The sequence below is a fragment of the Mesorhizobium sp. C277A genome, from assembly GCF_040324395.1.
Taxonomy (GTDB): Bacteria; Pseudomonadota; Alphaproteobacteria; order Rhizobiales; family Rhizobiaceae; genus Mesorhizobium.
The window spans coordinates 3631031-3654475 of sequence record NZ_JAMYVW010000002.1 but is presented as its reverse complement, the minus strand read 5'-3'; the positions used below and the strand labels follow the sequence as shown (position 1 = coordinate 3654475).

The 23445-nt window shown below is 57.3% G+C and carries 22 protein-coding genes; 10 read left to right on the top strand and 12 right to left on the bottom strand.

Features of this window, described 5'->3' with window-relative positions; genetic code table 11:
- The first annotated feature begins 335 nt into the window (after positions 1–335).
- Together NKK52_RS18095 and NKK52_RS18090 are read left to right on the top strand one after the other, a co-directional pair.
- Positions 336–1211, top strand: a complete 876-nt coding sequence (locus NKK52_RS18095; protein WP_023686274.1) for a LysR substrate-binding domain-containing protein — start codon at positions 336–338, stop codon at positions 1209–1211.
- Between the two features lie 741 nt (positions 1212–1952).
- Positions 1953–3152, top strand: coding sequence for a trans-sulfuration enzyme family protein (locus tag NKK52_RS18090; protein ID WP_023683349.1), 1200 nt, complete (start codon positions 1953–1955; stop codon positions 3150–3152).
- A 156-nt stretch (positions 3153–3308) separates the two neighbouring features.
- Here the strand turns inward: NKK52_RS18090 and NKK52_RS18085 are convergent, their stop codons facing one another.
- The 6 genes from NKK52_RS18085 to NKK52_RS18060 are packed head-to-tail and all read right to left on the bottom strand — an operon-like array spanning position 3309 to position 8716.
- Complete coding sequence (locus tag NKK52_RS18085) at positions 3309–4280, bottom strand: ABC transporter ATP-binding protein (protein WP_031198302.1); 972 nt, start codon at positions 4278–4280, stop codon at positions 3309–3311.
- A 5-nt stretch (positions 4281–4285) separates the two neighbouring features.
- Positions 4286–5275: an ABC transporter ATP-binding protein gene (locus tag NKK52_RS18080; protein WP_023683346.1), complete on the bottom strand. Its 990-nt coding sequence runs from the start codon at positions 5273–5275 to the stop codon at positions 4286–4288.
- On the bottom strand, positions 5272–6192 hold the full coding sequence (locus NKK52_RS18075; protein WP_023683345.1) for an ABC transporter permease: 921 nt from the start codon (positions 6190–6192) through the stop codon (positions 5272–5274). Before NKK52_RS18075 ends, NKK52_RS18080 begins: the two co-directional genes overlap by 4 nt.
- Complete coding sequence (locus NKK52_RS18070; protein ID WP_352629521.1) at positions 6189–6794, bottom strand: ABC transporter permease; 606 nt, start codon at positions 6792–6794, stop codon at positions 6189–6191. Before NKK52_RS18070 ends, NKK52_RS18075 begins: the two co-directional genes overlap by 4 nt.
- The gene (locus NKK52_RS18065; RefSeq protein ID WP_352629518.1) at positions 6791–7123 is read right to left on the bottom strand and encodes an ABC transporter permease family protein; all 333 of its coding nucleotides are present in this window, start codon (positions 7121–7123) and stop codon (positions 6791–6793) included. The genes NKK52_RS18070 and NKK52_RS18065 overlap by 4 nt, the downstream gene beginning before the upstream one ends.
- A gap of 21 nt (positions 7124–7144) precedes the next feature.
- Complete coding sequence (locus NKK52_RS18060) at positions 7145–8716, bottom strand: ABC transporter substrate-binding protein (protein ID WP_023686273.1); 1572 nt, start codon at positions 8714–8716, stop codon at positions 7145–7147.
- Positions 8717–9400: 684 nt separating this feature from the next.
- On the opposite strand from NKK52_RS18060, the gene NKK52_RS18055 reads away from it, so the two are divergent.
- Positions 9401–10369: a LysR family transcriptional regulator gene (locus NKK52_RS18055; protein ID WP_023683342.1), complete on the top strand. Its 969-nt coding sequence runs from the start codon at positions 9401–9403 to the stop codon at positions 10367–10369.
- Positions 10370–10409: 40 nt separating this feature from the next.
- Complete coding sequence (locus NKK52_RS18050) at positions 10410–10865, top strand: RidA family protein (protein ID WP_245261772.1); 456 nt, start codon at positions 10410–10412, stop codon at positions 10863–10865.
- A 39-nt stretch (positions 10866–10904) separates the two neighbouring features.
- On the opposite strand, the gene NKK52_RS18045 is transcribed toward NKK52_RS18050, so the two are convergent.
- Together NKK52_RS18045 and NKK52_RS18040 are read right to left on the bottom strand one after the other, a co-directional pair.
- Positions 10905–12041 (bottom strand): aminotransferase class V-fold PLP-dependent enzyme, encoded by a 1137-nt coding sequence (locus tag NKK52_RS18045; protein WP_023683340.1) that lies wholly within the window; start codon positions 12039–12041, stop codon positions 10905–10907.
- A 4-nt stretch (positions 12042–12045) separates the two neighbouring features.
- Complete coding sequence (locus NKK52_RS18040; protein WP_023683339.1) at positions 12046–13056, bottom strand: ornithine cyclodeaminase family protein; 1011 nt, start codon at positions 13054–13056, stop codon at positions 12046–12048.
- Between the two features lie 227 nt (positions 13057–13283).
- On the opposite strand from NKK52_RS18040, the gene NKK52_RS18035 reads away from it, so the two are divergent.
- The 6 genes from NKK52_RS18035 (at position 13284) to NKK52_RS18010 (ending at position 20078) form a co-directional block, all read left to right on the top strand.
- Positions 13284–14441 (top strand): NAD(P)/FAD-dependent oxidoreductase, encoded by a 1158-nt coding sequence (locus NKK52_RS18035; RefSeq protein ID WP_081727304.1) that lies wholly within the window; start codon positions 13284–13286, stop codon positions 14439–14441.
- A 171-nt stretch (positions 14442–14612) separates the two neighbouring features.
- Positions 14613–16175 (top strand): ABC transporter substrate-binding protein, encoded by a 1563-nt coding sequence (locus NKK52_RS18030; protein WP_031202376.1) that lies wholly within the window; start codon positions 14613–14615, stop codon positions 16173–16175.
- Positions 16176–16239: 64 nt separating this feature from the next.
- The gene (locus NKK52_RS18025) at positions 16240–17178 is read left to right on the top strand and encodes an ABC transporter permease (RefSeq protein ID WP_023686269.1); all 939 of its coding nucleotides are present in this window, start codon (positions 16240–16242) and stop codon (positions 17176–17178) included.
- 2 nt (positions 17179–17180) lie between these two features.
- A complete protein-coding gene (locus NKK52_RS18020) occupies positions 17181–18056 on the top strand; it encodes an ABC transporter permease (RefSeq protein ID WP_023683335.1) in 876 nt (291 codons plus the stop codon).
- On the top strand, positions 18053–19081 hold the full coding sequence (locus NKK52_RS18015) for an ABC transporter ATP-binding protein (RefSeq protein WP_031202375.1): 1029 nt from the start codon (positions 18053–18055) through the stop codon (positions 19079–19081). Before NKK52_RS18020 ends, NKK52_RS18015 begins: the two co-directional genes overlap by 4 nt.
- Positions 19074–20078, top strand: coding sequence for an ABC transporter ATP-binding protein (locus NKK52_RS18010; RefSeq protein ID WP_023683333.1), 1005 nt, complete (start codon positions 19074–19076; stop codon positions 20076–20078). Before NKK52_RS18015 ends, NKK52_RS18010 begins: the two co-directional genes overlap by 8 nt.
- Before the next feature lie 277 nt (positions 20079–20355).
- Here NKK52_RS18010 and NKK52_RS18005 read toward each other — a convergent pair whose 3' ends face one another.
- From NKK52_RS18005 to NKK52_RS17990, 4 genes are all read right to left on the bottom strand, one after another.
- Positions 20356–21048, bottom strand: coding sequence for an amino acid ABC transporter permease (locus NKK52_RS18005; protein WP_023669865.1), 693 nt, complete (start codon positions 21046–21048; stop codon positions 20356–20358).
- A gap of 17 nt (positions 21049–21065) precedes the next feature.
- The gene (locus NKK52_RS18000; protein ID WP_023686267.1) at positions 21066–21782 is read right to left on the bottom strand and encodes an amino acid ABC transporter permease; all 717 of its coding nucleotides are present in this window, start codon (positions 21780–21782) and stop codon (positions 21066–21068) included.
- Between the two features lie 67 nt (positions 21783–21849).
- Complete coding sequence (locus NKK52_RS17995; RefSeq protein WP_023669867.1) at positions 21850–22677, bottom strand: transporter substrate-binding domain-containing protein; 828 nt, start codon at positions 22675–22677, stop codon at positions 21850–21852.
- 24 nt (positions 22678–22701) lie between these two features.
- Positions 22702–23442, bottom strand: coding sequence for an amino acid ABC transporter ATP-binding protein (locus NKK52_RS17990; protein WP_023669868.1), 741 nt, complete (start codon positions 23440–23442; stop codon positions 22702–22704).
- Between the last annotated feature and the right edge of the window lie 3 nt (positions 23443–23445).

The following is a 23445-nucleotide window of genomic DNA, read 5'->3' as shown; positions in this document are numbered from 1 at the left end:
CGCTTTTCGTTCCCGTTGATCCCATGCTTGTTGTCAGGAGGCGCTCGATATCGCCCCAGAGCTCGCCTTCGTCCTCCAGGCCGATACTCAGGCGCAATGTTGCGTCGGGCCCCTGGCCATGACGTCGCGCTTCGGAAGCCGTCGATGGACAGGCGCTGGATGCACTCCAACACCAAGAGATGCAAAGTCCTCGGTTGGCCCTTGGGGTGTAACAACGAATTGGATGAGAGCGCCTTTCCAAACCACTGTGAACGCTGTACGGATTTCGATCGAAAAGGACGCGAATTTTCCGCACATCTATTCGCGTGAGTTATTGAATTGAAGTGGCGGCATCGATGAATTTTCGGCAGGTTGAGGTCTTCCGGGTAGTGATGACCAACGGTACCACGGCCCGCGCGGCTGACGTTTTGCATGTGTCCCAGCCAGCGGTCAGCAAGATGATCCAAGAGCTGGAACGCTCGCTTGGTTTCGATCTCTTCCAGCGGATCAAGGGTAGACTCCACCCTACTCCCGAGGGACAGCTTTTCTTCCGCGAGGTCGAACAGGCTTTTGTTGGCCTCAGCCATCTCAGGGGGGCGGCCGCCCGCATTCGAGACTACGGCTCCGGCGAACTCAGGATCGCTTGTCTTTCGGCGCTCTCGACCAATGTTCTTCCGCGCGCCCTTCGCGCCTTTATGGATCGAAATCCGAACATCGCCGTCACCTTCCAGACGCGCATGTCCTCTAATGTGCGCGACCTCGTCGCTTCCGGCCAGTTCGACCTCGGGATTGTCGCTGACGAGATCGATCGCACGGGTGTTGAGGTGAGCGAGTTTGCGCAGTTTCCAGTAGCCGTGGCGGTGCCCAAGGGACATCCACTCGAGTCCTTGGACATCATCCGCCCAATCGATCTTGCCGGCTGTCCATTTATCGCTCTCGCCCCGGAAGACACGACCCGACGCGACGCCGAGCACGTTCTCAAGGAAGCCGGCGTCGCGGTGCGAACTGTGATGGAAACGCCCTATTCGACAACGATCTGTGCGATGGTGGCTGCTGGTGTCGGCGTCGGCCTTGTCGATCCTTTGACCGCACAGCCGTATGAGGGCCGCGGGCTGACCTTGCGGCCGTTCGAGCCCGCACTTTACTTTCGAACCCTCTTGATCAGGCCGCCCAATCGTCTCCCCTCTCGTATTATTGCGGAGTTCCTCGAGGATTTGCGAGCCGCGATCTGAAATGGTCGAACACACTCGTGCGTCAGGTTGCTTCCGGATGAGTGGATCTGCATCGGCTCTTGCCTGCTCCGATGACCAGTCCTTTACGTGAAGAGTTCCCTCCATCACACTTCCACGGCTCACATCCCGCTCCACGAAACCCTGCAACCCACCTTTCACCAACACGCTTCCCGGCTGAGATGCATCCAACTAGTTGATGAAGAGAAGCGGCGTGCCGTTGCGAGTATCGGCTGCTCAAGCTTGAAAGTATTCCCACCACTCGTCCATCGACTGCATCATGGGAAGGACGCACAGGTTCGTCCAATGGTAAGATTTAGGCCTCCTATTCCGTCAGGTTATTGGGTGGCCGGCGGCTGAGAAAGCGTCGCCTCACCGGGATGCGCGATCACGACCTCCTACACGGGCTCGGCGCTCGACAATGGAAGGCACACCAACGGTGCCCCATCGTAGCTCACAATTGGCTCGGGCCGCACGCAAGGTCTTCTGGATGACCTCGAATTGCGTCTCTCAAGCTGTTGCGAACAGGTCTCGAAATGATGCCTTCTGCTAAGTGCAGCACTCGCATGCATCGCATGCTCTTGTTGCGACGGCAAAGCGCCGAATGGCGGACTTGAAGCCGACCCGCGCTCCAGAGAACTCCGTAGGCCCATAACCTAAGAGAATAGCAGCGCCATTTGTTGCTATTGGACGGGATACATCCCCGCATGTCAACAATGGCGTCATTAACGGAGACGGGATCGAATGCATGATGACACAAGATCGGTGGCGAGGTTCGCGGTGAGCCTGGAAGGCTATGACAGCCTGACCGTTCCGATACATCGCGCCTCGACAATCCGGTATCCGGATGCCGCGTCCTTCGCCGCCCGGTTCGAGCGCAGTGCTGATGGATATGTTTACGGGCTCTATGGAACGCCCACTCATCGGTACTTGGAGAAGAAGATCACCGAACTGGAAGAGGGCGCCCGCACACTGCTGGTCCCTTCCGGTCAAGCTGCTGTCGCTTGTTCCATGCTGGCCCTTGTTGCCGCACACGAGAAAGTACTCATACCCGACACCGTGTATGGCCCCGTGCGCGATTTTGCCACCCATGAGTTGGCGTCGCTTGGCATTGAGGCCGTCTTCTACGATCCCGTCGACTTGCGCGCACTGGATTCCCTGATTGATGCGCGCACGCGCCTCGTCTGGACAGAGTCTCCAGGGTCAATAACGCTGGAGATGCAAGACATTCCGGCGATTGTCCTGATAGCTCACGCCAAAGGCGCACTCGTCGGGTGCGATAACACATGGGCTTCTCCCCTCAATTTCAGGCCGATCCGCCATGGCGTGGATATTGTTGCGGAAGCTCTCAGCAAACATTTCTCCGGTCACTCCGACCTGGTCTTGGGCTCGATCACCACAAGGGACGACGCCTTGGGCCTGAAAATCAAAGCCTCTCTTGGAAGACTGGGCATCGGCACGTCGCCTGACGACTGTGTGCTTCTGGCTCGCGGACTGGAGACCTTGGCAATACGCCTCGCAAGATCCGACACATCCGGCCTTCGCATCGCGGCTTGGCTAGCCGAACATCCATGCGTGGAAACGGTGATCCACCCTGCGCTGCCTGGCAGCCCTGGCCACGAAATCTGGAAGCGAGATTTCAGCGGCTCCTGCGGTGTCTTCACGTTCATACTGAAGGAACAGTATGCGGGCCAAGCATTCGCTGCATTGGACGCCTTACAGATAATTTCCATTGGCGCTTCTTGGGGAGGAACCAAGAGCCTGATCGCGCCATCAACCGTGAAGGCACTGCGAACGGTTCGGCCTTGGACGGGTCCGGACTATCTCTTTCGCTTGAATGTCGGGCTTGAACACCCTGACGATCTTGAGGAAGATTTGCAGCGCTTCTTCGCGGTGTTGATCGACGGCGAGAGAAATGAACCGCGCAGCGCCGTCCACGGCTAGTTGTTTCCGGTCGTCGACGTGACTCATGGAGAGAGGGGAGAAAGCTGGTGCGCCCGGACTTTCTCCGCAGGCATGACAACGCGATCGAGGCGAGACCGGAGCCAGCAGGCCGCTCCCCATTTGCGATCCATTCTGGAAGCGCACAGTTCCTGTCGGTCACGCCGCCTTCAAATCGGTGCCGAAATGACACGCGAACTGACGTCCGCGGCCACCACTCTTCATCTCAGGAGGGGTCTGCGAACAAATGCTCTGCGCAATCGGACATCGCGAGTGGAACCGGCAACCGGAGGGAGGATTGATCGGGCTGGGGATTTCGCCCGCCAGCGTGACAAGTCCCCGTTCAGCGGCAACACGAGGATCCGATTGCAGAACCGAAGCTAACAGAGCCCGGGTGTAAGGGTGCTGAGGTGTCCGATAGACCTCCTCGCTCGTACCCTCCTCGACGATTTTCCCGAGATACATCACATAGAGCCGCGTCACGGCCTGTCGAACCAGCGCTAGGTCGTGAGCAATGAAAAGCATCGCCACCCCCAGATCACGCTGCAGCTCCAAGAAAAGATTCATGACTTGAGCCCGGATTGACAGGTCAAGAGCGGACACAGGCTCATCGCATATCAACACCTTCGGTTCGACCGCCAAGGCCCTGGCGATTGCGACCCGCTGCCTTTGTCCACCCGACAGTTCGCGAGGAAACCGGCTATTCATTTGGGAGGGTAACCCAACCTGATCGAGCAACTTGCCGACCTTGGTGTCGATTTGCTTGGCCGAAACCTTGCCGGCAATGACAAGTGCCTCGGCCAGGGTCTCACCGACGGTCTGACGTTCGGAGAGGCTGGCATAGGGATCTTGAAAGATGTACTGGATTGTACGTCGCCGATCTCGTAGCGCGCGCCCCCGGAGGGTTGAAAGATCGGTGCCGTCCAGCACTACGCTGCCATGCTGATGATTCTCGAGACCAACTATGGTTCGTCCGAGAGAGGATTTGCCGCACCCGGATTCGCCGACAAGTCCAACGATCTCGCCGGCATTTAGGTGAACTGAAACGTTATCGACAGCGGTGATCCATTTGTCCCGTTCCCCGCTTTTATAGCGGGTGGTCAGGTCCTTTACCTCGAGGATGCTTTTCACTGTCCCTACCTCAGTTGCTCGTATTTTACAGTGCACGCCATCGAAACAGATGATTGCGGAATGGAGTGCAGTTGGGGCCGGCCGTTGAGACAAACCGGCTGGGTAAATGCGCACCGCTCGGCGAATGCGCATGCCTCCAGAGGCGCTCCCATGCTCGGCGGAAGCCCGGCAATTCCCCTGAAGGGTGACCCGGAAGGATCTTCCTCTCTTGGAATCGCGTCGACCAAACCACAGGTATAAGGATGGGAGGGTGACACTAGTACGTCCGCTACGGGGCCGTACTCCACAATACGTCCCGCATACATCACGGCGACCTGATGCGCGATGGCGGCAACGACGCCCATATCGTGCGTGATCAGCACGATACCCATGTTCAATCTTTTCTGAAGGCTTTGCAGGAGCTTGAGTATTTGCGCCTGGATCGTCACGTCCAGCGCCGTTGTCGGCTCGTCCGCGATTAGCAGAGGCGGCTCGCTCGCAACCGCAATCGCAATCATGACGCGCTGTCGTAGACCCCCCGACAGTTCATGAGGATATTGTCTCATGCGCTGGACTGGGTCCGACATTCCTACCAGGGAGAGCAATTCCTCAGCGCGCTTCTCAGCTTGCCGGGTGGTCAAGCCTAGCTGCTTTTGCGCCACCTCCGCGATCTGTCGGCCCACCCGCCTGACCGGATTCAGGGCGCTCATCGGATCTTGGAAAATCACTCCAACCGATTTCCCACGAACATGGCGCAGGCTGGAAGGCGGCAAGGCTGCAATATTAGTACCGGCGATGTTGAATGAACCGCTGATCTGGACCGCCAGCCCAACTGGCATAAGGTCGAGTGGCGCGAAGTTCATCACAGTCTTGCCGGAGCCGCTCTCGCCGACAATGGCTAGCGTCTCTCCCCTGCGCACGCTGTAGCTGACCCGGTCAACAGGCCTAAGTGCACCATTCTTGGTGAAGAGATCGACACTGAGGTCTCTTACCTCCAGAACTTTATCTGTGCTCATGTCGCAATCCGCTTTTTCGGATCTTCGATTGGTGCTCGTTCCCATGAGGCAGCGACAAGCCGGCCGCGCCGCAAAACCGAACGTCGCAAGTCGCGCGGCACACGGTTCAGTGCAATCGCTTCGCCAAGCAAGTTGAAGCTGACGACGACTCCTGTGATCGCAAAGCCGGGAAGCAATACCATCCACGGATTGAGATCGAGGTACGGCAACGCATCAACGAGCATCTGCCCCCACTCCGGAGTGGGCGGTTGTATGCCCAGTCCGAGAAACGAAAGAGTCGCAATTGATAGTGCAATCCCTCCTGCATCCGCTGAAACATAGACCAGCACCATTCCTAGCGTTGATGGAAGCAGATGACGGAAATAGATTCGCAGCGGGCTGGCCCCAAGAACCCGGAGTGCTTCGATATGCGGCCGGTTCAATATCCCGATCGCCACGCCGCGGGCGACGCGAGTGGAACCTGCCCAGAACGCCAGGATCAGCGCCAGCACCATGTTCCAGTAGCCCGTTCCGAGCATGCCGATGATTGCGAGAGCTATGATGAGCGACGGAAGCGCCATGAAGAGTTCCACGAAGCGCATCAGGATCTCTTCGGTCCGCCCTTTGACGAAGCCGGCGAAAGTACCCAGCGTGACTCCGATAAGGAGCTTGAAAGTCACGACAATGGTCATTGCGACGACTGTTGTTCGAGCCGATACAATCAAGCGCGAGAAGACATCGCGGCCGATATGGTCCGTCCCGAGCCAATGATCGGCTGAGGGACCGGCGAAGCGAGCAGTAAGATCCTGTAGGTTGGGGTCGTGGGGGACCAGCCACGGACCGAATGCTCCTAGAAAGAGAAACAGACCTACCCCAATCAGCGCGGACTTTGGAAAGTTGCTGAACGCCTCTCCAACGGAATGCCAAAAGCGCTTCATGCCACCTGCCTCCGCAGCTTAGGGTCCGCCGCAATCATCAGCAAGTCGGCTATCAGGTTCACCAGCGAGACATACAGTACAAACGCCAGGAGACAGGCCTGCATGACCATGAAATCTCTGGTGCGAACGCCTGATACAAAGAGCTCGCCTATGCCGTGAAGGGCGAAAAGCGGTTCGACGATGATCGCTCCGATAGTCATCGAGCCGATCATGTTGCCCAGCGCGCTGACATATGCGGGAACTGCATTGGGTAAGGCATCGCGGAGCATGATATGCAGGACCGAGAACCCCTTCGCGCGCGCCGTCAGGGCATAAGGCCGTGTCATCGCTTCGGAAATGCCGATCCGGAGCACACGAGAAAGCACAGCAGCGGAAGGCGCCGCCATCGCGATTGATGGGAGTACCCAACTCAAAATGGAGCTGTCGCCAAACGAAGGCAACCATCGCAAATTGACGGCGAAAATCAGGATCAGAACTGCGCCTCCGAAAAACACTGGTGTCGACGCGCCTAGCAGAGCCATGAGCCGCACTATGTGGTCGGGGAAACGTCCTGGCCAAGCCGCACCGATCAGTCCCATCGCTGCCGACAAGACTATCGTCACGATGCTCCCCCGAGAATGAGTTTCATCGTGGTCGGAACCCTGTCTCTGATGGCGTTGCCGACATCTTCGCCTGTTATATAGGCAATGCCGAAGTCACCTTGAGCGACGCCTTGCAACCAGTGCCAATAGCGAACAGGAACAGGATCGTTCAGCCCGAGCTCCTGCGCGACCTGGTCTACCATAGCCTTGGATGCGCCCGGAAAGCGCAGCTCGGCGATGAGCTGCGCGACATTTCCCGGGGCAGCCACGACGAGCCCGAAACACAATACTGACGCCATCAGCAGCAGCAGTGCTGAGTTTCGCAATCGGCGCCTCAGATAAATAAACATGAACAAGCCACCTCCCCGAAACTAAGACTTCAACACCATACCTCGATAGGGGAATTCTGTATCGGTGGGAGGGACGTTGAAGCCTTCGACCCGACTCGAAGCTGCCCAATATGTCGGCGGGTAGAGGACTGGTGAATATAGGACATCTTCACGAAGCTTGTCGTAGAAGACCTGCAATGCGGCCAACTGAGCTTCAACTCCCACCGCTTCAGTGGCAGCTGCGATGAGTGGATCCAGACTTGGATCGAGCGCGACCTTGCCGTCGGACCCGCTTTCTATCGTGGATAGGAACAGAAGTGTCACCGAGCCGAATGGATCATAGGGAGCGCCATAGGTCTGAAAGATTGCGATGTCATATTCGCGCTTAGGAATCTCGGAATGGCGGGAGGCATGGTCGACGGAATGCACCGTGACGTTTATGCCTATTTCACCAAGCTGCTGCTGAAGAATTTCGCCAAACACCTTGGAGCCGGCGATAAAATCGTCTGAAACTAGAAGCTCCAGGGACAAGTTCTTGCCACTCTTCGAGCGGTACGGCGCGCCCGTCCAACCGGCGTTCTCGAGCAGTTGCTTCGCTTGCTCGACGTCGCGAACGGGTGCGTCATGCCTCGTGCCAGACAAGGGCACGGTGGGCCCGAGAAGATCACCAGCCGGAGCGGCGTCGCCATTGAAGAGCACAGCCGATACGGCAGTCCGGTCGTAGCCAACATCAATCGCCTGTCGTACGGCCTTCTCCGCAAGGGCGGGGTTCCTTTGAGTATTGAAGGAAAGCACCATCGTCATCGAGCCCTGCGCGGTGATGACGTTGATTCCCGCCCGCCGCAAGGTGTCCGCCTCCTGCGATGTCAGCGCAGCGGCTCCGCCGCCGACAATGTCCAGTTCATCAGAACGCATGGCATCAACACGGGAACGAGAATCCGGCATAACGGTAATCTCGATCCCGGAAAAAGATGGCTTATCTCCCCAATATTTATCATTGCGGATGAAAGAACTGCCGGAGGTCGAATTTGCTTGAACAATCCACGGCCCAGTTCCAACCGGTGCCTTGAGGGTTCCGTCCTCGTTGACGGAAATGGGAGACAGGAAACGTACGGGCCGAACATAGCTGAGTTCATACATGAGCCCCGGTACGGGCTGCGTAAACTTGATCTCGATCGTGTGCTCGTCGATCTTCTGGACACCCGAGAAAAACTTGGAGGCGTTGATCCAGGAATTGTCCGCAACACCCATCCAGAGTTTCAGGTTCCAGATAGCCGAATCCGCGTCGAAGGGATGCCCGTCGGTAAAGCTTACATTCTTCCGCAAATTCAGCGTCAATCGAGTGTCGTTGTCGGAAAGGCTCCAGGATTCTGCGAGGCAGGGTACCGGAGCACCCCTTTCCCCATATCTGATCAATGGCTCGTAAATGAGATCTTGCAGTTGGAACTGGGCGACATAGTCACGCGCGTCCAGATTGGTGGACGCTTTGGCCACCGCGACACGCAAGGTTCCCGTGTGGTTGTCGGCCATGGCAGACCTGATCAGGCCGTCCAACCCCAACAGGAGTGGTGCAGTGGCGAAAGACGTTAGAATGTTGCGACGCGTAAGTGTCATTGAGCTTTCTCCATCGCCCTTTTCCCCATTTTACCTCGCGAGCCGGACGGGCTGCCTCCGCGCGGTTCCGATCTTTCCTCTTGCCGGATTATTTTGGTGAGTCGCCGAAGTGGTGTTGCCGCGATCGTTTCCGCAAACGCCGTCCGAACCAAGGGCAGAACCTCTTTCCAATTCGGCACGGCCGGTATCCACTCCAGCTGTCACATGTAATTTTAAGGAAGGTGACATGGCGCAGATCATGCCGTCTAATATTTTTATCAGCACGAGCTATTCTCGAGGGTTATAGGATGGGATCATCGACGTTCATAAAGTCGGGGCAATGAGATTGCGTTGACCCTGGCAGAATCTCCCATACCGCAGGGATGATTGGCCTCCCTCCGCCCGCTCTCCGAGGTAACGGGCAGGCGAAATGGCGAGGCATCGCCCCAAGCGCCCGTGAGGTTTTCTCCGATTTTGTGTGATCGCCGATCAGGATCGCAAGGCTTGCGGGCGCATCCTTGAGGCAGCGCGGCCACAACGCACCCTCATGTTCGCCTGCAAAAAGGGCCAAAGATACGAACGGCTGGCAATGATCTCATTATCTATGAACTGCTTGCATGAGATTATTCCCCAAAGTTATTAGTAGAGACACTCGCCTGGCCATAGCGTCAAGTATCTGGTTTTTGATAACAAGGGTGGTTCTGGATGGGCAATCGAAGTGCCACTGATCCAGGGAAACACGAGGAATTCACTCCCCGCGAAATCGAGGTGTTCGCCTCGGTTATGCTGCACGGAACAACGACGAAGGCAGCGGACGCTCTGGACATCACGCAACCGGCCGTTAGCAAGATGCTGCAGCACCTTGCGGAGAAGGCCGGCTTCCAGCTTTTCAGGAAGACCCGGCAACGTCTCATTCCGACGCCGGAGGCGCATATGCTGCACGCTGAAGTGCAACGGGTTTTTGAGTCGGCACGAGGTATTTCGCGTGCGGCTAGAGATATCCGTGAACTACGCAGCGGCCGGCTGAACGTATGTGCATTACCAGCTTTTGGACTCACGTTACTTCCGTCGCTGATCACCAGCTTTTCCCAACTTCATCCATCAGTCTCGATCTCGCTGGAGATCCGGAGCTCGATAACCGTTATCCAGCGGGCGAGCCGTAACCAGTTGGACATCGGAATCGGCGTTACCTCATCGGAAGAAAACCCATCAATCGTTCGCCGCGCCTTGACGGCAACTCCGCCGGTTTGCGTGATGCCTGCCGGCCACAAGCTCTCACAATTGCAGGTCATTCAGGCGGACGATCTCGACGGCATCAACTTCATTTCGATGGGATCATCAGATCCAATGCGGCGGCAACTCGACGCCTTGTGCGTGGAGCGTGGGGTGAACCGTTCACTCAAAGTGGAGTCGAGCCTTTCAAGTACCTGCATCAGTCTTGTGGCGTGCGGCATGGGCGTAACCGTCGTTGATCGCTTGTCCGCCTGGACGGCGCGCGACCTACCGATCGAGATCAGGGATTTCCGGCCTCATCTCGATCTCAATCTCAGTGTCTATCGACCATGGGGCGTGATCGCATCCACGGCAGCCGATGCGTTCACCGAACATCTCATCCAGGGCACGCGCAGCTATATGAACGGGGTAGAGGAAGGCATCCTGAACCTCGTGCGCTGAGTTCATAACTTTTCGCCCGATGCGTGCGGCCCCAACTCAATTGACCGATTTTGATCCCGAAGCGACTGTCGCCGCATCTGGCGGCAGCAAAAAGCTAGTTCAGCAAGCTCTGGCCGCCGATGCAACAGCAATGGAAACCAAATTGATGTCAGACATCCAAAGGCTAGAAACAAACGAAAAATTGAGCCGTGTGGTTATCCATCAGGGGGTGGCATATCTCTCGGGCCTGACAGCCGATGACAGAAGTGCCGATGCTTTCGGGCAGACTCTACAGGTGCTGCGGAAGGCTGACGCGCTTCTTGGCAAGGCTCAGTCGGACAAATCGAAAATTCTGTCAGCGCAAATTTGGATGCGCGACATCAACGAGTTTGATGAGATGAACAGGGCATGGATCACATGGCTCGAAGGCACGGTTCCTCCCGCACGCGCTACCGTGGGCGCGACCTTCGCGCTCCCGGACATCCATGTGGAAATCCAATTCACTGCCGCCGTCTGACCGTGTCAGCGAAGGGGAGGGGTCTTGCGGCCCCGCAATTCATGCAATAGCTGCGAAGAGGCGCTTCACATCCTCTTCGTCGTTATAGACGTGAGGAGAGATCCGTAGTTTCTTTCCACGCACGGTCGCAAAAATTCCCTGGCTCTTGAGGTGTTCGGAAAGTCCCTCTATCGGCCTGTCGCCAAGATCGACGATTGCAATATGCGGGGCTCGAAAGCGGTTGTCAGACACCGTTAGATCGAGCTTCGCAGCTTCGTCCCAGATCAATTGGTTGAGGTAATCAAGCCGGGAAAACACGGTTGGGACGCTCCACTCACTCAAGAGGCGAAGAGAAGCGGTCGCAACTGGCAGTACCGCGAAATCGGAGCGTTCGCCCATGTCAAATCGCCGGGCGCCTGGTAGAAACTCAGCCACATCTACCGCATAGAAGTCCGATTTATCGCCGCCTACACGGTTCCACGAATGGTGTTCGAGAGGCTTGCCTGTCGAATGCCATCGGCGGTCCGCGTAAAGAAACGCGAGCCGATATGGCCCGAGAAGGAATTTGTAGGTCGCGAAAACGAGAAAATCCGGACGCACCGTCTTGACATCGAAAGGCAGCGCTCCCACCCACTGGGTTCCATCGACGACGACACAGGCGCCAACCTCCCGTGCGGCGGATGCGATTGCCTCCAGGTCAACCGACATTCCCTCGAACCAGTGCACCATCGTACCTGCGACGACAGCGACCGGCACGCTGGACGACCCGATCGTCGAGATGATCGCAGACGTCCAGTCATTGTCGGCGGGCCGTTTCGCGATTGTGATCGACGCACCTTTTTTCTCCGCAAGTTCGTACCAGACATACCGATGCGACGGATGTTCGTTCTCCATGAGGATGATCGTCGAGCCGGGCTCCACAGGCACGTTGGCCGCGGCAACTGCTGTACCGTAGCTTGTGGCAGCAACGATTGCGATATCGTCCGCATCCGCGTTGATCATCGAAGCGGCCAGTGTCCGTGCATCCTCGACCTCGTCGTAGTACGACCCGATGGACATCTTCCAGGGCGACGCTTTCACCGCCGTCCCGGCTATGCCAGCCTGCAGCGATATTTTCGGGATTGGAGACATGTATGCGGCGTCGAGATAGGAGATCGACCTTGGGAGATCGAAAAGATCACGTTGGCAGTCCAGCATACGATCACACCTCGAAATCAATGGGCGTGCCAAGCGACTTTTCGCGGGCAACGCAGTAAACGAAATTCGCAAGTTCGATATCCTGCGCCGGGACGCCGAGAGAACGGTATAGAGTGATCTCCGCATCGGTAGTGCGGCCGGGGATGGCGCCTTCCAACATCGCGCCGACTTCTCCGCGGATGTCGTCTCGGCTAGCAACCCCGAGCTTGAAAGCTTCGACCATCTCTCCGGCCGCGATGAGCGCCATTGGCATGTAGTCGACCCAAATGCTCGATCTGCGCACGCATTCCAGGTCGAGTTCGCGGCATTGAGACACGCTTGCGCCGACGGCGTTGATGTGAATCCCCGGAGGCAGCCATTCGCCGAACAGTACCGGCTCCTGCGCCGAGGTTGTGGTGCAGACAATGTCCGCTTCTACCAGGGCGTCTCTTGCGGATGGGAAGACCAATGTCTGAAAGCCTGCGCTCGCCTGTTCTTCGGCGAAACGCGACGCCTTCCCAGGATTTCGCCCCCAGATGTGAAGCCGCTTGATAGGCCGCACCTTCGAGATCGTTTCTATGTGGCGTCGCGCCTGTTCGCCATATCCAAAGATCGCAAGGATTGAGGAGTCGGCGCGAGATAGTGCTCTGGTAGCGACGGCACTCGCTGCCGCTGTGCGCCAGGCGGTCAATTCCCCGCCATCGACCAGTGCAACCGGACTGCCATTTTCCTTATCAAAGAGGATGATAGCTCCTCGATGAGAAGGCAGCCCCAGGGCGAAGTTGTCAGGAAAGATAGAGAGGACTTTCGCACCGAACAGGTCACGGTCGGAGAGCGCCGCGTACATTACGGATAGGCAAGTTCCTTCCGACCCAGGCAGCGTCAGCGTTCGTCGGACATCTTGGCTCGCAACGCCGTTCGACGTCTTGCGTAGGGCTGCTTCTGCGATCTCGAGCGACAGTTCGATCGAGAGCGCAGCTCGAATGGCATTTTTGTCGAGCACCATAAAAGCTGGTGCTTGATGATCGGCACTCATGATGCATGCGTCCCTGGGCAATTTTCGTGCAGCCTATCACCGGCACTACCGGACTCATCCGCGAAGTTCATAACTTTAAAGCATAAACCACACGTTGCTGGATCGTTGACGATGCATGTCGCTCTCAGCAGAATACGCCAGCAGAGACAGCCGCTTCCAAGACGAACTCGGCTGCATGCTGAGATGCCGAAAGCATTCCTGGGATAAAGCGCTCGGAGCAATAATATATGCGTGCTATCGTTATAGGATCAGGAGTTATTGGTACCTCCGTTGCATACGAGTTGGCGAAAGCGGGAGCGAAAGTTTCTGTCCTTGAGCAGGGTAGAGTTGCTTCTGGCGCTTCCGCGGTAAGTTTTGCTTGGACCAATGCCAACGGCAAAAGACCTCGCGAATACCATGCGCTCAATGTCGCTGGTATGCGCGCCTATATCGATCTCGCCCGTGAGTTCGAGGGCGCGGGCTGGTTCAACCAAACAGGCAGTTTCGAATGGTGGACCACGGAGGCTGCACAGGCAAAGCAGCTGGCGGGAGTAAAGCTTGAACAGGAATGGGGGTATGGCGTCGATTTCATCTCCCGGGATCGCGTTGCCGCGATGGAGCCCGACCTCGATGTTCGGGCGATAGGTGAGGCGCCTATCGTCTATTACCCCGAAGAGGGCTGGATCGATCCAGTTCTGTACGCAGCTTGCCTGTTGCGCAGTGCGTGCGAACGCTGGGGCGCGCAGGTGTACACCGGCACGCAAGTCAAGTCGTTGGAGACGCGGTCTGGACGCGTTTCAGGCGTGCGCACGGCGGCCGGCGAACGATTTGAAGCTGACATTGTGGTGAATTGCGCAGGGGGGGCATCCAAAGACAGCTTGGGCGAGATTCCCGGCATCCCAATGAAGTCGTCAATCGGCGTTCTGGCGTTCACTCAGCCAGTGGCGATGACCTTGAGACGGCAGTTCCACGCTGACGATCTCGATGTCCGTCCCGACGGCGCAGGCCGCCTGATGCTTCATAAAATATCAGTCGACGATCAGCTCTCCGAACCGAAACTGCTTCGGCCCGATGGCATCGAAGCGACCACCATCCTCAATGCTGCACGTGAGCTGCTTCCAGCGCTCGAGGCAGTCAGCATCGAGGCCGTCAGGACGACGGTTCGCCCGATTCCCGGCGACGGATTGAGCTGCGCCGGCCCGATGCCGCAAGTCGATGGGTATTATGTTGGCGTGACACATAGCGGTGTCACGATCGCCCCGCAGATGGCGCGGTTGCTGGCTGATGAGATTGTTCACGGGAACATCCGCGAAGAACTCGCCATGTTCAGACCAGCGCGCTTCTTCGGCGGAGCCCCTGGCAGCGTCGTACCCAAATCCGCGGTTGCCGGCCCCAGCCACGACTGAGCATTCAGGCAAGTCAAGCACCGAGGTGTGGCGCTGCCGTAGGAGATCAACCAGTCCGGAATTCGAATCGAACAAATGAGCGCAGCCTCGGAAAGGGGCGACAATCAAAAGGAAGCGCAAGGGTCGAAGGCTACGCAGAAGACAGGTCATAACCATAACAGGGGAACTCAGATGACACTTCTTTCACGCAGAACTCTATTGCTGGGATCGGCGGCCATTGGCGGCCTCTTGGTCACCGGTGTTGGTACGAATCAAGCTTCGGCAGAAGAAGGCAACACGTTGCGACTGCCGATCGGTCGCGCAGCGGGAAATCTCGATCCGCAGCGTTATGTCGGCATCTTCGCCGTGCAGGATATGATCTTCGACCCGCTCGTGCACTACTCTTCGGGCGGCAAGATCGAACCGGCTCTGGCTGCCTCGTGGGACAAGTCACCCGATGACAAAGTATACACGTTCAAGCTTCGCCCCGAGGTGACGTTCACGGATGGCGAGCCTTGGAACGCCGAAGCGGCAAAGTGGAATCTGGATCGCTGGCTTCCGAAGGAAGACTACAACTGGATGCGTATCAGCGCGAATCTCGACAAGATCGAGATCGTCGACCCGATGACGATCGCAATCCATTTCAAGCAGCCGACTCCCACGGCTCTCGTAGAGTTTTCCTATGTCAGGCCCGTAAGGTTCCTGAGCCCTAAAGCAGTTGATGGAGAGGGTAAGTACGCATCTCCTGTGGGAACCGGTCCGTGGAAGATCGAGAAGGACGCGCCTGAGGGCACCGACCTCATTCCCAACGAAAAGTACTGGGGGGCAAAGCCTTCTGTTGACAAGGTTTCGCTGATTGTCATGCCGGACGCACGCAGTCGGATGTCGGCGCTACGAGCAGGCGACATCGACGCGATGGGCGGACAGTTCATCGCTCCCGTCAGTCCTCAGGATGCGAAGACCCTTGAGTCTTCCGGCATGACCGTGGTGACCGACACGGGCACGGATACGATTGTGCTCGGCTTCAACCCGCGCATCGATACTTTTAAGGATGTGCGTGTTCGCGAGGCGTTCAACCTGCTTATCGACCGCGAGGGCATCTGCAAGGCAGTGATGAAGGGTTTTGCCACGCCTACGATGAACCTTTATCCCGAGGTGATCGCCTATTCGGGAACCCGATTTGAAGTTCCGAAGCGTGACCTGGAAAAAGCTAAGAGCCTGCTCGACGAGGCCGGTTGGGTTGGAGAGCCTGTCCGATCCAAGGACGGCAAGCAGCTGAACATCGATCTTGTCATATCCGAAGACGCGGTCCCGAGCTCCCGGGCCCTAGGCGAGGTTATACAGGCGTTGCTTTCGGAAGCCGGTATCGGCGTGAAGTTGCGCAACGTCGACCACGCTACGCGTCACGGTGATATTCCGGAGTTCAAGTATGATCTCTCGCTGTTTATAACCAACGGCGCGCCGTATGACCCCTTCAATTCAATTGGTTTGATGGTCCTCTCGACGATCGAACCGGGAACGGACGGAAAGATCTACGAGGACAAGGCGGTTGACCCACTGATCCTCAAGGCCCTCTCGGCTCCGGAGCCCGAGCGGGCTGAGGCATTCCAGGCCGTTTTCACCTGGCTGCATGACAACTGGGCGATGATGCCGCTGTTCCACGCCCAGCGAATCTGGGCGCACAATGATCGCGTCAAGGCTTTTGCCATACCCGCGACAGAATACGAGATGCCGCTGAAAGGCATATCTCTTTAAGCTGTACCTGTGCCTCGGCTTCGCGCCGAGGCACCCGCAGTCTCAGGAAAGCCAAAGGTTCGCCATGCTGAGAATAGCCATGAAGCGCGGTGTTTCCGCCGCCATCCTCATCGCCATCGCCTCTGTGTTCTCTTTCATCTTGATCGCAGCGTTTCCCGGAAACGTGGCCGCGCTCATAGCTGAGTTGAGAGGCGGCTTTGTGTCGCACAAGGTCGTTGAGCAGGTGGCGATCGAATACGGCCTGAACGATCCGCTGCCATTGCGATATGTGCACTGGCTCGGCGATGTGTTGCAGGGCGATTTCGGAAGGTCGCTGCGAACCGGTCAGCCGGTCTCAGAAGCCATAATGGAACGCCTTGAGCCCACTCTGGTTCTTATTGCTGGCGGCGGCATTGTCATGCTGATCGTTGGTGTCGGGCTCAGCTTCATGGGTGCCATGTGGCCTAACGGAACGACAGACCGGATGATCCGCGCCTTCGCCGTTTTGAACGTGTCGATCCCAAAATTTTTCCTAGCATCAATGCTCATTTATGCGTTCGGCGTGACGTGGAACGTGTTTCCCACTTTCGGCTTCAGGGGACTTTCCAGTTGGATTTTGCCGAGCATCGCCATTGGGGTTGTTCCAGGTGCGCTCCTCAGCCGCGTCGCACGGGTCGCGCTGGAGGAAACTATGAGCAAGCCTTATGTCATCACCGCGATCAGCAAAGGCTTCAGCAGACGAAGAATTCTGTTTCGCGACGCCTTGCCGAATATCGTCCCGGTCGTTTTGACAGCGTTTGGAATGGCGCTGGCCCAGATGGTGCCCAACGCGTTCATCATCGAACCGATTTTTTCGTGGCAAGGTCTTGGCGCCTATTTTGTTGAGGCAGCTCGCTTCCGGGATCTCCCAGTACTGCAGGCGTGCCTGCTGATCTTCTCCGTGCTGTTCATTGTGGTGAATCTCGTCGTCGACCTGATCGTCATTGTCGTCGATCCGCTTCAACGTCGAGCTGCGAGGGCCTGATCATGAGTTCGATAAAATCATTCTTTCGCAGCGTCGGCTGGCCGATCTCGCTGATGATCGGGTTCTTTGTCTTCATCGCGACCTTCGGCTCACTGGTCAGCCCTTATGACCCGAATACGCAAAACCTCCTTGCTCCAACTGAATCGTTTTCAGGAGTCTACTGGCTGGGCACCGACAACCTCGGGCGCGACGTGCTCAGCCGACTTATTGCGGGTGCCCAGACCACGCTCGTGGGTGTGACCATTGTCCTGTTTCTTGCCGGCATATTTGGAATGTTGGTTGGGACCATATCCGGCTATTTCGGTGGCTGGATCGACGAAATCCTCATGCGTATGGTCGACTTCGGCCTCAGTGTGCCTAGTCTCGTGGTGGCGCTGGCGATCGTTGGTGTATTCGGTCCTAGCTATTGGAATATGATCATTGCGCTGGCGATCGCCTGGACGCCAATCTATGCCCGGCTGACGCGAGGTGTGGTGGCGGCGGCAGTAAACCAGCCGCATATCGAAAGCCTTCGCGTTTTGGGCGCCAGCCGACTCAGGATCATATTCAAACATCTGGTGCCGGTCGCATTGGGATCCGTGCTGATCTACGCGAGCGCGGACGTCGGTATTTTGGCCCTCGCGATCGCTAACTTGAGCTTTCTGGGGCTCGGTGTGCAGCCGCCGCAAGCGGAGTGGGGACAGATGCTGGTTTCGAGCCTGCCCTATCTTGAAGAAGCACCGCGCCTGGTGATCCTTCCGGGGCTCGCGCTTACCATCATGGTCGTAGGTTTCAACCTGTTCGGCGAGAAGATCGCGCTGTCCAAGAACCCGCGCCGGATGACCAAGCGGAGCTTGGCCGCCCGCAAGAAACTGTTCATGAAGGAGATCGCGACATGAGCACTGGGAGTTCCCCAACACCTGCATTGCTCGAAGTCTCCAATCTGTCGGTGACGCTCCATACGGCGAGAACCAGCGTCAAGCCGGTCGATGGCGTGAGCTACCGTGTGAACGAAGGCGAGGTCCTGGCGATTGTCGGCGAAAGCGGCAGCGGCAAGACCATCCTCAACATGGCGCCGCTATCTCTGCTTCCGACGGGACTCGACGCTGAAATAGAGGGGACGGTGAAATTCAACGGCCTCGACATCCTGCGAGCGCCTGAGCAACAAATGCGCAAACTGCGTGGCGGCGAGATCGGCGTCATATTTCAGGATCCGTTGAGTTCTCTCAACCCGGTCCGACGCATTGGAAGGCAGATCGCCGAGGTCTCGGAATTGCACCTTGGCATGACTGCGGCGCAGGCCGACAAACGAGCCGCCGAACTGCTGGCGTTGGTCGGGCTACCCGATCCACTAAGCCGACTGCAGCAGTATCCGCACGAGCTTTCCGGGGGTATGCGCCAGCGCGTTGGCATAGCGATGAGCATTGCCGGCGAGCCCAAGCTCCTCATAGCGGATGAGCCTACCACCGCGCTCGATGTCACGGTTCAGGCTCAGATCGTGGAGCTGCTGAAAGACCTACAGAGGCGCCTGCAGATGGCCATCGTCATCATCACTCACGATTTTGGTGTGGTCTCCGGCATGGCGACCAAGGTGGCGGTGATGTACGCCGGCCGGCTGTCAGAACTGGGTCCGGTGGACGACGTGCTGATGACGCCGGTCCACCCCTACACCAAAGGTCTGCTCGGTTCAGTTCCATCGCTAAATGCAGACATTGGTTCGAAATTTATTGGTCTTCCTGGCCAGCCGCCAGATCTGTCTCGGTTGATACGCGGTTGTGCGTTCACGCCACGCTGCGCTTCGGCGCTGCAGAGCTGCAGCGCCACTCAACCGCACTTGCTTTCAGTACCAGGAGAGTCGTCGACGCACGTCGCCGCATGCCCGGTCATCATCAACAAGCTTGCGCGAGTGATGGAAGATGCCTGAGAACCTCATTGAGATCGTCGACCTCAAAACTCACTTTCGCGACCGCCACACAGGGGCTGAGATTAAGGCCTGTGATGGCGTGAGCCTGAAGATTGGCGCGGGCGAGATTGTAGGATTGGTCGGGGAGTCGGGATGCGGAAAATCGACACTGGGTCGCACGATCGTCGGTCTCGAGAGCGCCAAATCCGGAGAGATCCGATTCAAGGGCGAAAATTTCCTGGCTATGAGCGGCAAGCATTTGTTCGAACGAAGGCGCAAGATCCAATACATCTTTCAGGATCCGCTTTCCTCGCTGAGTTCCCGACAGACGATTGGTCAGGCGATCGATGAAGCGCTGCTCATCAATGGGGAGAACAACCATTCCGCGCGGGCGGCACATGTCAAAGAACTCTTGGACCAAGTGGGGCTGCCCGAACAGATAATGGAGCGCTATCCGCGCGAGATGTCGGGTGGCCAACGTCAACGCGTGTGTATCGCGCGATCGCTTGCTGCCAACCCAACCGTACTCATATGCGATGAGCCTGTCAGTTCGCTCGATGTCTCCATCAGAGCGCAAATCATGAACCTGTTTCTGAAGCTGCGCGATGATTTCGGAATGTCATATCTTCTCATTGCGCACGATCTGGCCATCGTTCGCCAGGCCGCACAGCGCGTCTACGTGATGTATCTCGGCCGCGTCATGGAAGAAGGTGAGAGCGGCGCGCTCTATAGCCAGCCCGCACATCCGTATACACAGGCGCTGCTCAGCGCGGTCCCGTCGACAAATCCAGTTGAGGAGCGCGAACGTCAGCGGATCATTCTAAAGGGAGATGTGCCAAGCCCTGTGAATCCGCCGACCGGATGCCGTTTTCGTACGCGCTGCCCTGCCGTGCAAAGTGTTTGTGAGACATCGCCTCCGGTCAACAGCTTGTCGGAATCGCATCTCGCAAGTTGTCATTTCGCTGGTCGGATCAAAGCGGGTATCCTGCAGGAATACGACGTGAGACAAGTCGGATAAACCGGCGTGGGAGACGGAGAGGCCCAGGTTCTCCAATATTGATGCGTACTCGCGGCGCCGAATACGGCTTGGGGATCTCCATGCCAGTAGCCGGAGACCGGATTCCTCTGGTCGGCACAGTCGCAACGTTGCGTCGGCGCGATCGGTGCTTCAGTCGGCATTCAGCGGTACATACATCGGCTACTTGGGTTTCTCCTCAAGCTTTTCATCCCCGAAAGAATTGCCTCCCAGGTGCGGCTCGATATCCGAAGCTTGACGATTCTATCCCACATCCGCCTCACGTCCGCACCCTCAGCGCCTGCTCCAGCCTGTCGGCAATCTGTGTGACGATATAGGCAATCACCATGTAGATCACGACGGCAATCACGAAGGCTTCGAGGTAGTAGTAGTTCAGGGCGGCGGTCAGCTGGGACTGGGCGAAGATATCGACGACCTCGATGGCGAATCCGAGAGAAAGCGCCTTCATGATGACCATCATCGAAGTCGTCAGGTCGGGAATTGCGGTGAGGGCCACCTGGGGAAACAGGATACGTCGAAACAGTTGGCCGCCCGTATAGCCGAGCGAATGGGCCGCGTCCGACTGACCGGTGTCGAATGCATTCAGGGCTCCCTTGATAATCTCGGATTGGAACGCGGCGACACAGCCGGTAATCGCGACGACAAGAATGACCCAATTGGGGGTTTCGTGAGCGTTGAAGTTGATCCCGAGCAACGAGAACAGGAACTGAAATGCGGGCGGCAGACCGAAATAGGCGAGGAAAATAACGATGACCATTGGAACGCCCTTGAAGACGATCTTGTAAGTCATGATGAGCTCTCGCAGAACCGGCACCCGTCTGTATTCGATCAGCGCGAATATGCTGCCGACTATCGTCGACAGGACGAAAATCAAGAGTGCCATTCCAACGGTCACGGGTACGGCACTCAGAATTTCCTGCGTGTCCTGGAGCAAAATATCGGTATCAAACATGGTTGAATACCCTTACGTCAGACGCTCGCGAGGAGCTCGTTCTTGATCGGAGTTGTTGTCGTTGACTCTGGCGCTTGCATCGGTGATCGAAGCTCGAAGAAGCGCACGATGAGCCATGCGACCAGGCACATCAGCGAATAGATGACCGCCAGGACGAGGTAGGTTTCGAACTGGAACTGGTTGTAGTCGCGCTCCATGATCAAATGCGCAGTCGCCATGACGTCGGCGGCGCCGATGTACATGACCAGCGCAACGTTATGGATCAGGTAGATGACGGAGTTCCCGTAGCCCGGTAGTGCGAAGTGCACCGCTTGCGGGCCGACGACGCGAGTAATTTTCTGCCGGAACGTATATCCAAGGCTATCGGCCGCATCGTGCTGGCCGCGATCGACGGCAAGATATGCAGGCCGCATGACTTCCGACAGATATCCTCCATGGTAGAGGCTCAACCCCACCATGGCAGCCATCGTCGGCGAAATAAAATCTTTGGCGCCGAACAGGATCACCAACAGCGGAAGCCCATAAAACGCGACGAACAGCTGCAGGACGACAGGAACGCTCCGGGCATAGGACACGTAGAGGTCCACCAGGTGACTGATCAGTGGCACCCTGCGAACCCGGAGTGTTGTCGCGATGAGAGCCAGACAGAACCCGGAAATGAGGGCCGTAAACGTGATGGCGAGCGTCAGCGGCAGTGCCGAGAGCAACTCGGGAATCATAGCAGATACATCCACTTTGAAACGCTCCTTTTTGCAATTCAGCCTTGCCGCTGACTAGCGAATATGGCCCTCGACGGCCGTGCTATTTCATGTACTGGACGATGCCCTCGCCGAACCACTTCTGCGAGAGCTTCTCGATCGTGCCGTCGTCTTTCAATTCCTTGAGAACCTTGTTCACATCGTCAGCCAGAACCTTGTTCTCGTCTGATCTGTGGATCAGCATGTAGGTGTTGTTGCTGAACACTGGTTCGGACGCCACGATATCGAGTTTCTTTTGCTCGATGACGGTCTGCTCACCGAGATTGGACGGCAAGACGAGAGCGTCGAACTTACCGTTCTGAACTTCGTCCAGCCGGTTCGGGTAGGGAATGCCTGCACTCGATGCCGTGACATCGAGCTTGTATTGCGGGTTTTCTTTCTGCCAGTTCATGATGAACTTGTAGGTTCCACCGCCGGCCGTGGTCGGAACGATCCTCTTGCCGACCAGGTCTTTCATTTCCTTGATGCCGCTGTCTTTCTTGCTGTAGATCTTCATCAGGCTGGCGCCCATGGGATTTTCCGGAATGAAGAACTGCTTGGAGCGCTCGGGCGACTTGTAGTAGCCACCCACCGCGATGTCGTACTTGCCCGTAGCGAGACCGGTTTCCTGGGCAATGTCGGAGACGCCTTCCATTTCGAACTTGTATTGCGGCAGCTTTGCGTTGATCGCCCTCAGGAGATCGGGCTCATAGCCTTGCGGCTCGACGCCGATCGCGCCCCATGCCAGCGGCTTGGATTCGGCAGACGTCGCGATCTTGATTGTCCGAACGGTCTGGCCATAGCTGACCCCCGCCGTTGCAAGGGCTATTGCGATGCCGCCGACGACAGCCAGGGCATGACGACGGGAAAAGCGGGATGTGATTACAGACATTTCTTAGGTTCCCTTGTTGTTGGATTATTGAAAAGCGAGTTCTGACTGCAGGAATTGAGCAAGTCGTGGGCTGGAAGGCGCGTCGAAGATATCAGCCGGGCTGCCATCGGCGGCGACCACGCCACGGTCCATGAAGACGATCCGGTTGGAGATGTTCCTTGCGAATTGCATCTCATGGGTCACAAGCAGCGAAGTGATCCCTGACGAGGTGACGTCCTTGATCACCTTCAGGACTTCACCGACGAGTTCTGGATCCAGCGATGACGTAGGCTCATCGAAGAGTATCACGTCGGGACGAACCGCCAGGGCGCGCGCAATGCCGGTGCGCTGGAGCTGGCCGCCCGACAGTTGGGAGGGATAGCTGTCTCGCTTCGGGGTGAGGCCGACCCGCTCGAGCTCCCGCAAGGCGATCTCCCGCGCCTCGTCCGCGGACTTGCGCTGCACGACGACCAGTGGATCCATCACGTTCTGCAGGACCGTCATGTTCTTGAAGACGTTGAATTGTTGAAAGACCATCGCCGTTCGCAACCGGATCGCCTGGACAGCGACCTTGTCGGCACGCTGGTAATCCATCCGGATCTGATCGAACGCGATGGTTCCTGACGACGGCTTGGCCAGGTAGTTGATGCATTTCAGCAACGTGGTCTTGCCGGTGCCGCTGGGGCCGATGATCGAAACCACGTCACCCCGCTTTACCGAGAGATTGACGCCGTTCAGAACCTGCGTGCTTCCGTAAGACAGCTTTACATCTTTGAGTTCAAGCATTGC